The following is a 13,760-nucleotide window of genomic DNA, read 5'->3' as shown; positions in this document are numbered from 1 at the left end:
GAACTCTAATATACCACTTTTAAACTTTGAAGTAATCAGACATTTTTTCTAAAGGGATTTCCAACAAACCTCTTGTCTTACTGTACAGATAAATCATAAAACCGCGCTTGCAGCGAAAAACGCACTCCTGACAAACTTGCCTGTCACAATATACATAAGCGTCTTCGTCGGCTAAGGGGAATACCAGGGGCGGCCGCTTCTTGGAAGCAACATATTTGATATAACCACCGGTAAAAGTCTTCAGCAAAATCCACTCCGGTTTGTCTTCCGGTTTTGTTTCCCAGAATACCTGCACAGCACTCTGGTTAAAACCGCCAACGATTTTGTAATCCACGTTAAATTCGGGCATTACATCCTCGATATGCAGCGGGCTCAGACATTCCATGGTCATATTACAACAGCTAAGCGCCTGAGCCGGCTGATCCCCCCCCAATCCTTGATACAGCTTTCCACAATGACCGCAACGGTAGATTATGATATCAGGGCATTCCGGCCAGGGTTTTCTGGATGCTCTGCTTCTAAGTGGTCCAAATTCATGTTCCACCAAATTTCCAGCCCTCCCAATCATCAGTCTATTCCGTCTCCGGTGGTGATCTATGATTCAAAGGAAAAAGAGGATCATCGGTTTGATTTGCTCCTGATGATCCTCCGGCATGTCCGTAATTGGTATTAATCCAGGTATTCTAAGCGGCCACCATGTTTGACAGTCTGACGGGAAATAGTGATGCGCTGCACGGTAGGAGTACCTTCCTCTAACCACATGGCGCGGGAATCACGATACAAGCGTTCAACAGGACCATATTCGCAATCTTCGAAGTAGCCGATACCACCGAAGATTTCCAGCATTTCATCGCCGCACACTTTCGTAACTTGGATACTGAACAATTTACACATAGCCGCTTTTTCTTCAATATATTCTCCATGAGGATCCTTTTCATAATCCTTGGCAAAATCATAGACCATAGTACGCAAAGCATGGACATGAGTAGCCATATCGGCAATTTTCATCCTAATGGCCTGGCGTTCAATGATAGGTTTGCCAAAGGTAACACGGTCATGAGCCCGCTTGAGGGAGATTTCCAGCATACGCTGGGCCATGCCTAAATTGCTGGCGGCAATGTGAGCACGGGAAACAGACAAGGAATGAATAGAGATATGAAGACCATCGCCCTCCTTGCCAAGAAGGTATTTTTTATTGACTCTCATATTGGTAAATTTTAAACCGGTATGGCCTGCACCGCGGCACCCCATCATATGCGGCATGGGAGTGACTTCATACCCGGGAGTGTTGCAGGGCACCATAAAGGTGGAAAGACGATGGTCCTTATCGGCATTCGGATCGGTAAGAACGGTAATGTAGGCATAATTACAGCAGTCAGTATGGGAAATCAGGAACTTTTCCCCATTAATAATGTAATCGTCTCCGTCTCTTACCGCCCTTGTTTGAATATCGGCACCGGTTCCGCCTGTTTCTTCGGTTACAGCCCAGCAGGTAAAGACTGTTCTATCCTGAAAACCAGGCATTAATTCCTTCTTAAGCTCTTCCGTACCAAAATCATACAGCGGACGCCAGTTCAAATCCATTGCATAATGCAAATGCATACGCATGCCGCCCGGTCCGCGGCTAAATTCCTCCTGAATTTTTAGAATTTCCAGTTCGGAAAGACCCCAGCCGCCATACTCAACCGGAACCGAGCAACGATACAAATTATTTTTAATACAGATTTGATAGAACTCCTCCGGGAACACATTCGTAACTTCGATGTCTTTTTGCATCTCGTCAAGTTTACCTTCTGCCAATTCTCTGATTTGTTTTAAATACGCTTGAAATTCTTGTTCATTCAATTTTCCCACTTTTTTTCCCCCTTATCATTTTAAGAACTTTCGGAAATCCGAAAGCATCTATAGTGCAAGGCTTACGCCTTAGCTTTTTAATTCGGCTCCTTCCGGACTTGTTAAGAGTAATCCGCCTCTTAAGCCCCAATATACTATAGTTAAATATTTACGACAATTTAATAATTATAAACTATCAAAATATTATGAAGTAAAACCACATTGTCCAGCCGATTTTTAGCACGACTATATTAAATTTCCTGCTTAATGGACTGGGCAAGAATTTCCGCAATATCCAGTGTTCGAACCCGTTCTTCGGCATTATGCGCCTTAGTACCGTCAAGCATCATCGTCAGGCAATACGGGCAAGCCGTAGCAATGACCTCTGCCCCGGTATCCAAGGCTTCCTTGGCTCTAACCTCATTAATACGCCGCTGGCCATCGCCGATTTTTTCCTCCATCCAGTTCCGTCCGCCACCGGCACCGCAGCAAAATGAATTCTTATGGTTTTGCCCCATTTCGGTCAGACATACTCCCGGTACGGACTGAAGGACTGCCCGCGGCGCCTCAAACACATCATTGTAACGTCCAAGGTAGCAGGCGTCATGGTAGACAATCTTGGCGTCAAACGCTTTTTCTACCTTGATTTTTCCGGACTGAATCAGCCTGGCAAGAAACTGGGAATGATGAATGACTTCAAATTCACCACCAAAATCAGGATAATCATTTTTAAGAGAGTTAAAGCAATGCGGACAAAGGGTAATAATTTTTTTAACACCCAGATTTTTAAACAATTCCACATTACTTTCAGCCAACTGCTGAAACTCAAACTCGTTGCCCAGCCGGCGAGTGGTCTCACTGCAGCACGGTTCGTCGTTGCCAAGAACGCCGAAATTGACGCCGGCCGCTTGCAAAACCTTTACCAAAGCGGCACTGACCTTTTTAGCCCTGTCGTCATAAGCCCCGGAGCACCCCACATAAAGTAGATATTCGGCCTTATCCGACCAAGCGGGAACATCCAGACCCTTCATCCAGTCGCCGCGGCTGCTACTGGGAAGTTTCCACGGATTGCCGCTCGCATAACAATTGAATGTACGCTGTACGTCTTCCGGCATTTTGGCTTCCGTCATGACCATATAACGGCGCAAATCGATGATTTTCTGCACATGTTCGTTAGATACAGGACAGGCTTGTTCGCAAGCGCGGCAGGTAGTACAGGACCAGATAAATTCTTCGGAAAACACACCGTCAACAATCGTCTTATTGAGGATTGTTTGTTCAGCCTCAGTAAATTCCGGTTTCTCCCCGCCGGCCGCTTTGATCTTATCCAAGAGTGGTGCTTTTTCCTCCATATGAGCCCGCAATTCAACATGCAGGGCACGCGGATCCAACGGCTTTCCGGTCTGGAAGGCCGGGCAATGCTCGGTACACCTGCCGCACCGCACACAGCTATACGTATCGAAAAGCTGTTTCCAAGTGAATTGCTCCAATTTGTTAACACCAAATTCTTCCTCAGTTTCGTCGTCAAAGTCGACCTTAGTCAGAGAACCTTTGGGTCGCAAAGTATGCCAGATGGCGTTGGCGGGTGCAAAGGCAAGATGCAGATGCTTTGAGCCGGGTATCAAAATGGCCATAAGCCCCATCGCCAAAAAATGTGTCCACCAGGCGGCATCGGCCAAAATATGAAGTATGGCAGGTGAAGTTCCGGCCAGCAATCCGGCTATGAAGTTAGCGAAAAAAGCGGCGCTGCGAATGTCTGCTCTTTCTCCCAGAGCAAAACCGGCGCCATTATACAAAAGATCTCCGGTAACTATCAGACTGATCAGGCCAAGAATGGCAAACGCCTCAGCGGAGTTTTCTATCCGGGCCGGCTTCAGTACTGTTCGCCGCAATACCGCCAGGATAACCCCGATATAAACCAAGAGTAAAAACAATTCCTTTAAGCCGATAAACAGCCAATTGTCACCAATGAACGGCACTGGAACGCCAAACAGCCCCTCAACTGCCAGGTTGATTGCACCAAAGCCAAGCACAACGAAGCCCCACATGATCATAACGTGGGACAAACCGGAAATCGGATCCTGCAATACCTTGTCCTGCCCTACAACATTTGTCAGGAAATAGGTAAGACGATCTCCCAGCCGATCAGATCTGTCATCCGCTTTCCCGTGCAATGTATTCTTGAATTTTCGAAAGATCATATACGTCATTAAGCCAAATGAAAAACCCATCCAGAGTAAAAATACCAGGATCTTTGCCATAATAAATTGCTCCTCTCTTATCTCTTAAAATTTTTTTGAACATAACGTCTATTCTCCGGTTGTCGTCCTAAATGTACTATACTTAATGATTGACAACAATTTAATTAGTTTAATGATTGAATTTTTATGAAGTTTGAATATATAGTCATTTCGATTGATAGTAATGCTAAATAAAACAGCAAAAATTAAGCTCTCCGCCTTGAAAGGCTTAATTTTTGCTGTTTCAATTTTATGTTGTGCCCAATATTTTCTATACTTTGAAATAACTTATGGCCTGAGTTAGATCTGTTGCCATCCTGGCAAGAGCCTGACTGGAAGCAGCGATTTCTTCCATAGTGGCTGATTGTTCCTCCGTTGCAGCAGATACGGTCTGTGCATGCCCCGAAGCCTCTTTGCTTATTGTTTCAATTTCATGCACTGAGCCTACAATTTGTTGGCTACCACTTGCCATCTGTCGAATCGCAGTTGATATTTCTTTCATCTGAACTGACACGTCATTGATGGATCTAAAAATTTCTTCAAAGGTTTTACCGGCGCCATTTACGACTTCAGTACCGATACTAACCTCCTTAGTGCCGTCATCCATTGCAAGCACCGCGCTATCGGTATCTTTTTGAATTTCTGTGATCAGTTTCGCAATCTGCTTAGCCGCATCTTGCGATTGTTCCGCCAGCTTACGCACCTCATCGGCCACTACGGCAAATCCCCGTCCCATCTCGCCTGCCCGGGCGGCTTCTATTGCTGCATTCAAAGCCAGTAAGTTGGTCTGCCCGGCAATGCCGACTATGGTATTCACAATTTGACCAATTTCTTGTGAGCGTTCACCCAATTTTGTTACAACCTCAGCTGATCGATTTACCGTTTTTTCGATATTTTCCATCTGAGTCATTGCTTTTTCTATCGCCTGGCTGCCCTCTTGCGCCGAATCCGCTGATTTTTTCGAAAAGCCAGAAACCACATCGGCGTTGGCGGCAATTTGTTGAACCCCTTCGGCCATTCGATTTATTACTAAAGCCGTATCGCCCACGGCCTTCATTTGCTTTTCCGCTCCATTCGCCATCCCGGCAATAACTTGAGCTACCTGGCTTGACGCCTGGGCCGACTGATCCGCATTGGCACTGAGTTCTTCAGAAGAAGCCGCCACCTGTTCGGACGCTTCTGTAATTTTGCGGATTAAGCCGCGTAAATTTTCCGCCATCTGTTCAAAACTTTTTCCCAACCGCCCGATTTCATCATTCGATACAATCCCCAGCCTAACTTGCGAAATATCGCCGGCGGCAATCCGCTTTGCCACCATTTCCAATGCCTGAATTGGTTTAGCCATACGGCGGGCATACCAGGTAATAAATAAATGCGCCTCCCCATTGAACCTAATACGTGGCCGGAGCCTTCTTTTTCTCCTGATGCCTGCAGAATTCATTTTTCCCGTTAAAGCTACAAAAAACCGGGGACAGAGAGTAATTTCTTAAATCCCTGTCCCCGCATTTTTAAGGTACCGCAACTCAACATAACAAATTTGTTCCACAGCAATAAGCTTTTGAGGTAATGTTTTGATCGCTCGCAACTAAATTTCGAACACCATTTCCGACTTGTCATGTTAAATGTACAATACTTTATAATTGATAACAATTTAATTATTTTAATTATTTAAAAATTATGAAGTTTTTATTAACAACTATATTGTATATAGTTGTATTAAATAATGGTGCCTTATATGACATCATTATTTTTTTGTCAACAAATCTCCTGGGCAACAAATGCTACCCAGAATGCTTCATTTCTTTTCTAGCCTTGGTTCCAACCGCCAAACTTTCCTCTTTCTCCGTATTAGGACTATTTATTTCATTGGCCGCTTGCCGAACTTCTCGAATATTTCTGCCTAAGGCTTTGCCAACATCAGGTAGCTTTCCCGGACCAAATACCATGAGGGCAATTACTAAGATTATTCCTAATTCAGCCATACTGAAATTAAACATGCTAAATTCTCCTTTTCATCATGTTCACCTGCTTCTAGTTCCTCCACTGGCAGATGACATTTTATATAATATGTATTATTGTTCTGCATAATGTAGCAATTATAGATAGATTAGCTTCGGCAATCCAGAGGACTTATTAACTAGTGTACGACAAAATGTAAAGTATTTCTTTGGATAAATAGCCAATTAGACTAAATATATTTTGTCGAAATATATAAAGTGATGAATGCCTAACTGCAAAAAACTACCAGAAAAAGCGCTTAATCCATAGATAATGCACAAAAATTCAATCTCAGTTATCAGGATAAAGCACTAGTAAATTATCCGATAATTTGTATAAATGCAAAATGACGAACAAATTTGAACCTGCTAATATAAATGAAGGAAATAAAAATTGGTAGGAGGAATTAATAGAAATGAAAAAAAAAGTTGCTATTTTAGCAGCCACGGTAATTTTGTCAATGGTAGGACCCGTATATGCGGCTCCAGCAGACAATAGCGTCGAAACAGAAATCGCTGCATTAAAAGAACGGATTTTAGTCTTAGAAAAACAGGCGGCGGAAAATAAGGCCAAAAATGAAAAGGCGGCTGCCGCTAAGTCAGACTCCAAACAAGTAAAAATCACTGGTGATGTTCGGGTTCGCTATGAGTATGCCAAAGACCGGGATCAATCTCCTGAATCAAATAACCGTATACGTTTAAATATATTTAAACCGCTTACGGATAATTTGATTTTTAGTGGTCGGATTGAATCCGAAAATCATGCGGGTGGAGATGCCGATATGTCTGTAACGCAAGCGTTTATTGCCGGTAAAGCACTTGGTGCAGATACACTGCTTTTTGGCCGCATTCCGCTATATCTCGGACAAGGTTTGATCAATGGTATTGGCGCGGAAGGAAATGTGACAACAGGTGCTGATGGCTTTATGTATCAAAAGAAACTGGGTGCTTTTAAGTTGACTGGGGCTGTCGGTAAAGCTGGAAATATCTCATATCCAACTGCCATCGCAGGTCAGAAAAGCCTAAATCTGATGGCAGGTAATATGGAGTATCTTGGTTTGAAAAATACAAGTATTACTGCGGCGTATTTACAAGATAAACATCAAGAAATTATCGATACGTATGCTGTCGGCTTCAAATATACCGGGTTACAGAATTACGGTATAAAATATGAATATGGAAAAAATAAATCTGATATCGCTAAAGCTCTGTCCGGCAACGATGGCGCTACAGCCTATGTAGCAAGTGTAAAATATCGTGGTGCCGACCTTAATAAGCCAGGATCATATGGTGCGTGGATTGGATATCGTAATGCGGATACCGGCTTCGATGTACTTTCAATGGGAGATTCCGATGCGCCTGAAATTATGAAAAATTTTGACGACAATAATCCGTTTAATGCGTATAATATGTCAAACATTAAGGGTTTTGAATACGGATTAGAATATACAGTATTTCAAAATGCCACATTGACATTACAATATGGTGATCATACAAGGAAAACAGATAATAAAAACGCCGAGAATTTTATGGCAGCAATGGAATATCATTTCTAAATTAAAATAGCGAGAGATTCATATTCTTTAGGATGTGAATCTTGCTATATATTTAATAAAGGAGCAAAATGCGATGAAAAAAGCAATGGAAATTTTTAAAGAAGCCGCATCAACCATCTATAATTCCGAAGTCGCCGCCTGGAAGGAACAAGGCGGAAAAGTCGCCGGCTATTTTTATCCGGCTGTACCGGAAGAAATTCTGACCGCCGCCGGTGTTCTTGCGTTTGGTATCCGGGGAACAGGCAGTACGGGAACAGAACTGGCCGACGCCTATTTCCGCCAGTTAAACTGCGGCTATACGCGCTCTACCTTCGAACAGATCCTACAGGGAGAATATAAATTCCTAGACGGCGCGGTTGTATTTAACCAGTGCGATCATATGCGCCGAATTTATGATAACTGGCTTACCATACCTGAAAATCCTTGCTATGCATTTATATATTTACCTAAAAAAAATGACGCTCTTGCCAGAGAATTTTACGAAAAAGAAATTATACAATTTAAACAAAAAACAGAAGAAAAATTTGGTGTAACCATTACAGATAACATGCTCAAAGAGGCCATCATGCTGCATAATGAAACCCGAAGACTGCAGCGCAAAATCTATGAGCTTAAAAAACGGCCCGTCCCGCCGCTCAGCGGCGCTGACACCAGGGCCGTCATGCTTGCCGCTACCGCTATGCCGCGCAAACGCTATAATGAATTATTGACAGAACTGCTGCATGAATTAACAGAAAAAGCTCCTGAACAATCTCAGAAAAAACAAAAAAGGTTGCTTTATATTGGCATCCATGACGATGATATTAAGTTCATGGAAGCTTTAGAAAGCCAAGGTGCGACCATTGTTGCCGATTATAACAGTATAGGCTACAAAGCAGCTGAAGGCGAAATTTCCACAAGCAGCGATCCCCTGCAGGCAATTATTGACTTCTACTTTTATACCAGAGCAGTTACCCAGCGTCAATTCGGTACTTTGGACAAACGTCTTGAAAGTATGACAGAGATTGTCAAAGCATTCCAAATCGATGGCGTTATTACCGCCAGGCTCACAGAATGTGATCAAATGGCCTTTGTACAGTTTATTCTGCCGAATTTCTTTAAAGAGCAGAATATTCCTATTTTAAATTTAGAAGTGGAATATATTTTAGATAGCGTGGGGCAGTTAAAAACACGCGTGCAAGCATTCTTAGAAACAATGGAGGAGGCATGAGCCATGGCAAAAATGAGAAAAGATTTAAAAAGAATTCATGAATATCATGAAAGAGTAGTCGGAGTGTTAAAAATGCTGGAATCGGCACCGGCCGAAGAGCAAAACCCGGTACAGATAAAATTTTTAAAATTAATGCTTGATTACAACGAGAATATTACCGACGCTGCTGAGAATCACAAGCCCCTTATCTGTACATGGTATGGCAATGCCCAGGAAATTGCAGCCGGAATGGGGATTAAATACTATAATCCGGTATTCGAGCTATTGTTTCATCTGGAATTAACAGATTATCAAGATGCCAAGGAATGCGACCATTTTCCGCTTGATGAGAAGATGTGTTCGCTTATCCGTTATGCAGTATACTCTGTATATAACCAATTCCATCCGAAACCGGATTGTTTTTTGGCTATGGGCGAACCTTGCGACGGTGAACTTATGTTGCATCAGGCCTTTAAGGTCAACAAGGAATGGAAAGACGTACCTCATTTTATCATTGACCCCAGCTACGGGCATACTGACGAAGATTATAAATATGTTGCCAAGCAGCTCAAAGATATGATTGCCTTCTTAGAGAAAACAACAGGCACAAAATATGAATTTGCCAAAGTCCGTGAAATTGTTGAAGAAACCAACAGACAATATGAAGTATGGAAAGAAGTCAATGAACTGAAACAGGCCCGTCCCTGCCCAATCGGTTCATTCATTACTGATGATATGTTCTGGGCCCTGACACAGCATTTGCCGTGCGGCGACCCGCGGGCAACAGCGCTCATGACAGTGGTGCGCGATATGATGAAAGATGCGGTAGCTGCCGGCAAAGGTGTGCTGGAAAAGGAACAGATCCGTATTTTATGGCCGGACTTAGCGCCGCAGTGGGGAGAAAGGTTAGGCAAATGGCTGGAAGAAGAATGGAATGCGGTTGTTGTTATGTCTTTCCAGGGGAATACGCCGTATGAAAAAATTGATACCTCTACCGAAGAAAGCATGCTGTTTGGGCTAGCGCGGCGGTCAGTGTTTGAAGTGCCGATGATTCGCCAGGGACGCGGCTTTGTAGATGTAATGATTGATGATGTAACAGATCTTATTAACACCTATAGCATCAACTGTGTAATTGACGGCGGGCATATGGGACATAAGGATCAGTCAGGTTCCAAGTATTTCCTGCGTAAGGTATGCCGCGATATGGAGGTGCCGCTTTTAGGTCTGACAACAAGCCTGTTTGATGAACGGTATACTCCCCTTGACCAACTGAAAAAGGATATCTCTAATTTCTTAAGCACCACAGGTTTTAAGCGGGCCAAAGACATGTAATGCGAGGTGATTGTAAATGTTTGTTGCAGGATGTGATATTGGTTCTACCACAGGTAAGGTTGTAATATTAAAAGATGATCAAATTTTAGCATGGTCGATTGCTCGCACTGCCCATGGACCGGAGGCCACTGCCCAACAAGTCATGAAAGAGGCTGTAGCGAAAGCTGGGCTTGATTCAGTTGATGCCCTGTCCTATATTGTTGGTACAGGTTATGGCAGAACTAATGTTTCCTATGTTCAAGATGATATATCGGAAATTTCGTGTCACGCTAAAGGCGCGCATTGGCTTCATCCTGCTGTTAGAACAATTGTGGACATAGGCGGCCAGGATTGTAAGGTTATTTCTTTAAATAAAGCAGGCAAAGTCGTTGATTTTTCTATGAATGATAAATGCGCAGCAGGAACAGGGCGGTTTTTTGAAGCTATGTGCAGAGTGTTAGACTGTTCCTTGGATGATCTGGTAAACTATTCGCTGCAATCAACATCGCCGAAAACAATATCAAAACAATGCAGTGTGTTTGCCGAATCGGAAGTAATAACATTGGTGAATAACAATGTCAAAATTTCCGATATAGCTGCGGGTATTCATGATTCTATAGCAAGAAGAATCCATGCGATGGTTTATAAAATTGGTATTGTAGAAGATATTGTACTAACAGGTGGTTGTGCCAGAAATCAGGCATTAATTCGAAGCTTGGAACAGCAATTGCATAGCAAAATTACAAAGCTTAATGAAAACCCGCAAATTGCAGGTGCGTTAGGAGCGGCGCTTTTTGCTAGAGATAGGGCTATGTGTCCAAAATAAGGCGGTGTATTATGGAGCAATTTAAAGCGTACGAGGCACAAATAGATAGCGTAATGGCATCCGAGTGCTTTCAGAAACTATCTTTAGCAGATGTGAGAACGTCTTATTTTTTACAAAAAGGCAGAGGCTCGGGAATTGTGCTAAAAAGTGATATGAAAATTGAACTCGGCGGCTGCCAAGCAACATTCTCGATCATTGTCCCCAGTGATATTAAAGACAGTGGCGTCTTCCTGTGCGGCGAAGATCTTAATACAACGGAACTCTCTTTACCTTTTGGTCAAATTGTGAAAGTGGCCGGACATAATTTTGATGAAGAAACGTATTACCTGTTAGGACAAGCGCTGCACGGATTGATGCAGGTGGACGGCTATATGGTAAAGAAAAGCAATCAAACTTTCTGGTGTCGTATCAGCAACCAAGCAGCAAAAGACGGATTATCTTTTGCTGCCTTAGGAGAAATATTAATTCAACGCATAAAAAAAAGATTTGCTAACATAACAAATGTCCAAGTTTTTTATCTTACTTCTCCCACAGCACAATTCCAGCATTGGCAATCTATCGCCGGAAAGATTTATGAGTTTCAGAAAAAAATCAAAGAATCTGTCTGGAAAAACCGGGGAATTAATGTCAATGAGTGCATAAAAACCGGACATTGCGGAAAATGCTCGTCAAAAGAACTATGCGCTACAGCACGTGAAAATGGGCTAGAAGTCGCAAATAAACTGAAACCTTTATATGCGAAATAGTTATTCCGTCCATAGAATATGTATTCAGCATTAAAAATACATGTTGCAGGCAGGTGGCGTATTTGACTTTCATTTTTGCCAATACACCACCTGCCTGCAACATGTTGGATACTATATAGAGAAAGAAGGATTAAATTGGAACGAAAAATAATAGCTGTCTGCGGTAAGGGCGGTGTTGGCAAAACAGCCTTTACTTCTATGATGACGAAAGTTTTGTCCCAGCAACAAAGCAGCGGGAAATTATTGGTGATCGATGCGGACCCGGCGCTGGGGCTGCCCTTTTCATTGGGACTTACAACAGATTTGACAATAGGAAAAGTCCGGGAAGAAATAATAAAAGCGGCGCAGGCGGGCGAAACGGACCAAACCGCTATTGTGGAGAAACTCGATTATATGATCTTTAAAGCCTTGGTTGAGGAAAAGGGCTTCTCTTTTCTAGCAATGGGGTGCATGGATAAAAAAGGCTGCTTTTGCGCTCTAAATGATCTGCTACGAGATGCCATCGCCCAGCTTTCCAACACCTTCGATACTATTTTAATTGACGGTGAAGCCGGCCTGGAACAAATTAACCGTCAGGTTGTAGATAAAGTCAATACCCTAATTATTGTCACAGATACATCGTATCGAGGCATGCAGACTGTAAAACATATTAAACAGCTGGTAGACAACGGCTGTGTTCCGGCCTGCGATCAAATAGGTGTCGTCTTAAATCGAGGCAAAGACAGCGTTACCCCTTTGGAAACTATGGCACAAGAAATCGGTGTACCCATATTGGGCATAATTCCTTATGACAGGTTAGTTGAAAAACATGACTTTGCAGGAAAACCACTATTAAAATTACCGGAAGAGTCTTTAGCTTTACAGGCTGTAACTAGGATTGCAAAACACATAAACCAGCTATGATCTTACTATTTAGCAAAATTCCAAACGTACAGCTCTTAGATAGTTTTCAAACCAATCCTGCAAAAACGAGAGAGTATAATTAAGTTTATTCATGTTTACATCTCTCGTTTTTTTTACATTTTTTGGGCAATATCCGCTAAAAAATGTGCTGAAGAGCTTAGTTCCTCAACAGAGGCATTAATTTCTTCCAAAGCCGCCGATTGCTCTTGCAATATCCCGCTTTCTTTATTAATACTCTCGGAAACATTGGCTATATGATTTTGAATGGTCTGTAAAGTATCCTCTATCTTTTATACTATCCGCACTAGAACTGGAAAGTTTACGGATTTCTTCAGCAACCACGCCAAATCCTCTGCCATGCTCACCTGCCCTTGCTGCCTCTATAGCCGCATTAATTCCCAAAAGATTGGTTTGGCCTGCCACATTTCTAATAAAATCAAGCACATTGTCGGTATTTTGTGTTTCCAGCTTTGTTTTATCCATTTTCTCTAAATTTTGTTTGCTATAATTGGCGATGTCCAGTACACCTGCCGTAACCTGACTGATAGCTTTTGCCAGTTGATCTAAAGAACCCGAAATATTATGGGATATGTCGGCAAGTTCATTTTGCCGGTCCAAATTGATACCGATTCCCAGTGCGCCAATTATCGTATTGTTGCTATCTTTTAGCGGGATGCTGACTCCCTTAAAAGAAAATCCGTAGAACTCTTTCGGCAGTACCATAGATACGAACCTATTGTCTTTCATGGATAGGCTCAGGCCCTCTTCTCCTGTTAACTTATCGCCTATACTTATATTTTGAGGAGTTTTCGAATGCGATAGCAGCCCTACCACTTTTTCTCTATCTGTAATAATAAAACTAATAGGATCTGCGAATAGTTGTTGGATAAGTGGCGTAATTTTGTTGAAAGCCTCCACTATTTCCTGTAATTCATTTTCCATAATGCCCTCCGTACTGATTTTATTCCCCATTGCTAAACCGTTATTTCAATTTTATAATTAATTCGCTTTATTTTCTTTAGTGATTTCTATAATATGTAGCATACTTTTGTATACAGTTCACTAAAGAAATCTATTTTTTTTAGGTGTTTTATCCCCCAGTTAGCCGTTCATTTCCTAATCAACAGGCAATCCCCCGTCGTTATTATCTACAAAGAGC

At 42.5% G+C, this 13,760-nt stretch carries 12 protein-coding genes; 6 read left to right on the top strand and 6 right to left on the bottom strand.

The genetic code is table 11. From position 1 onward, the window contains the following. Positions 1-19 precede the first annotated feature (19 nt). From BLR65_RS12480 to BLR65_RS12460, 5 genes are all read right to left on the bottom strand, one after another. Positions 20-544: a hypothetical protein gene (locus tag BLR65_RS12480; RefSeq protein WP_211285118.1), complete on the bottom strand. Its 525-nt coding sequence runs from the start codon at positions 542-544 to the stop codon at positions 20-22. Positions 545-669: 125 nt separating this feature from the next. Further along, positions 670-1,854 (bottom strand): acyl-CoA dehydrogenase family protein, encoded by a 1,185-nt coding sequence (locus tag BLR65_RS12475; RefSeq protein ID WP_093794517.1) that lies wholly within the window; start codon positions 1,852-1,854, stop codon positions 670-672. 230 nt (positions 1,855-2,084) lie between these two features. Continuing rightward, positions 2,085-4,094, bottom strand: coding sequence for a (Fe-S)-binding protein (locus tag BLR65_RS12470; protein WP_093794516.1), 2,010 nt, complete (start codon positions 4,092-4,094; stop codon positions 2,085-2,087). A gap of 250 nt (positions 4,095-4,344) precedes the next feature. Then, the gene (locus tag BLR65_RS12465) at positions 4,345-5,514 is read right to left on the bottom strand and encodes a methyl-accepting chemotaxis protein (protein WP_093794515.1); all 1,170 of its coding nucleotides are present in this window, start codon (positions 5,512-5,514) and stop codon (positions 4,345-4,347) included. A gap of 340 nt (positions 5,515-5,854) precedes the next feature. After that, the gene (locus BLR65_RS12460) at positions 5,855-6,070 is read right to left on the bottom strand and encodes a Sec-independent protein translocase subunit TatA/TatB (protein ID WP_093794514.1); all 216 of its coding nucleotides are present in this window, start codon (positions 6,068-6,070) and stop codon (positions 5,855-5,857) included. A 416-nt stretch (positions 6,071-6,486) separates the two neighbouring features. On the opposite strand from BLR65_RS12460, the gene BLR65_RS12455 reads away from it, so the two are divergent. From BLR65_RS12455 to BLR65_RS12430, 6 genes are all read left to right on the top strand, one after another. Further along, positions 6,487-7,626 (top strand): DUF3373 family protein, encoded by a 1,140-nt coding sequence (locus BLR65_RS12455; RefSeq protein WP_093794513.1) that lies wholly within the window; start codon positions 6,487-6,489, stop codon positions 7,624-7,626. A gap of 73 nt (positions 7,627-7,699) precedes the next feature. Further along, positions 7,700-8,836 (top strand): 2-hydroxyacyl-CoA dehydratase subunit D, encoded by a 1,137-nt coding sequence (locus tag BLR65_RS12450; RefSeq protein WP_093794512.1) that lies wholly within the window; start codon positions 7,700-7,702, stop codon positions 8,834-8,836. A gap of 3 nt (positions 8,837-8,839) precedes the next feature. Beyond that, positions 8,840-10,147, top strand: coding sequence for a 2-hydroxyacyl-CoA dehydratase family protein (locus BLR65_RS12445; RefSeq protein ID WP_093794511.1), 1,308 nt, complete (start codon positions 8,840-8,842; stop codon positions 10,145-10,147). 16 nt (positions 10,148-10,163) lie between these two features. After that, on the top strand, positions 10,164-10,952 hold the full coding sequence (locus BLR65_RS12440) for an acyl-CoA dehydratase activase (RefSeq protein ID WP_093794510.1): 789 nt from the start codon (positions 10,164-10,166) through the stop codon (positions 10,950-10,952). An 11-nt stretch (positions 10,953-10,963) separates the two neighbouring features. Continuing rightward, on the top strand, positions 10,964-11,698 hold the full coding sequence (locus BLR65_RS12435; protein ID WP_093794509.1) for a hypothetical protein: 735 nt from the start codon (positions 10,964-10,966) through the stop codon (positions 11,696-11,698). Positions 11,699-11,833: 135 nt separating this feature from the next. Further along, the gene (locus BLR65_RS12430) at positions 11,834-12,601 is read left to right on the top strand and encodes an ATP-binding protein (protein ID WP_093794508.1); all 768 of its coding nucleotides are present in this window, start codon (positions 11,834-11,836) and stop codon (positions 12,599-12,601) included. Between the two features lie 228 nt (positions 12,602-12,829). Here BLR65_RS12430 and BLR65_RS12425 read toward each other — a convergent pair whose 3' ends face one another. After that, positions 12,830-13,543, bottom strand: coding sequence for a methyl-accepting chemotaxis protein (locus BLR65_RS12425; protein ID WP_218130634.1), 714 nt, complete (start codon positions 13,541-13,543; stop codon positions 12,830-12,832). Positions 13,544-13,760: the final 217 nt, after the last annotated feature.

The sequence above is a fragment of the Sporomusa acidovorans genome (assembly GCF_900101845.1).
Lineage (GTDB): Bacteria > Bacillota > Negativicutes > Sporomusales > Sporomusaceae > Sporomusa > Sporomusa acidovorans.
This window is presented reverse-complemented; position numbering and strand designations above follow the sequence as displayed.

What these genes read in the sequence shown, in the direction of transcription:
- BLR65_RS12470 (WP_093794516.1), bottom strand. Translation starts at nt 4,094, where the DNA reads ATGGCAAAGATCCTGGTATTTTTACTCTGGATGGGTTTTTCATTTGGC.
- BLR65_RS12465 (WP_093794515.1), bottom strand. Translation starts at nt 5,514, where the DNA reads ATGAATTCTGCAGGCATCAGGAGAAAAAGAAGGCTCCGGCCACGTATT.
- BLR65_RS12460 (WP_093794514.1), bottom strand. Translation starts at nt 6,070, where the DNA reads ATGTTTAATTTCAGTATGGCTGAATTAGGAATAATCTTAGTAATTGCC.
- BLR65_RS12455 (WP_093794513.1), top strand. Translation starts at nt 6,487, where the DNA reads ATGAAAAAAAAAGTTGCTATTTTAGCAGCCACGGTAATTTTGTCAATG.
- BLR65_RS12450 (WP_093794512.1), top strand. Translation starts at nt 7,700, where the DNA reads ATGAAAAAAGCAATGGAAATTTTTAAAGAAGCCGCATCAACCATCTAT.
- BLR65_RS12445 (WP_093794511.1), top strand. Translation starts at nt 8,840, where the DNA reads ATGGCAAAAATGAGAAAAGATTTAAAAAGAATTCATGAATATCATGAA.
- BLR65_RS12440 (WP_093794510.1), top strand. Translation starts at nt 10,164, where the DNA reads ATGTTTGTTGCAGGATGTGATATTGGTTCTACCACAGGTAAGGTTGTA.
- BLR65_RS12435 (WP_093794509.1), top strand. Translation starts at nt 10,964, where the DNA reads ATGGAGCAATTTAAAGCGTACGAGGCACAAATAGATAGCGTAATGGCA.
- BLR65_RS12425 (WP_218130634.1), bottom strand. Translation starts at nt 13,543, where the DNA reads ATGGAAAATGAATTACAGGAAATAGTGGAGGCTTTCAACAAAATTACG.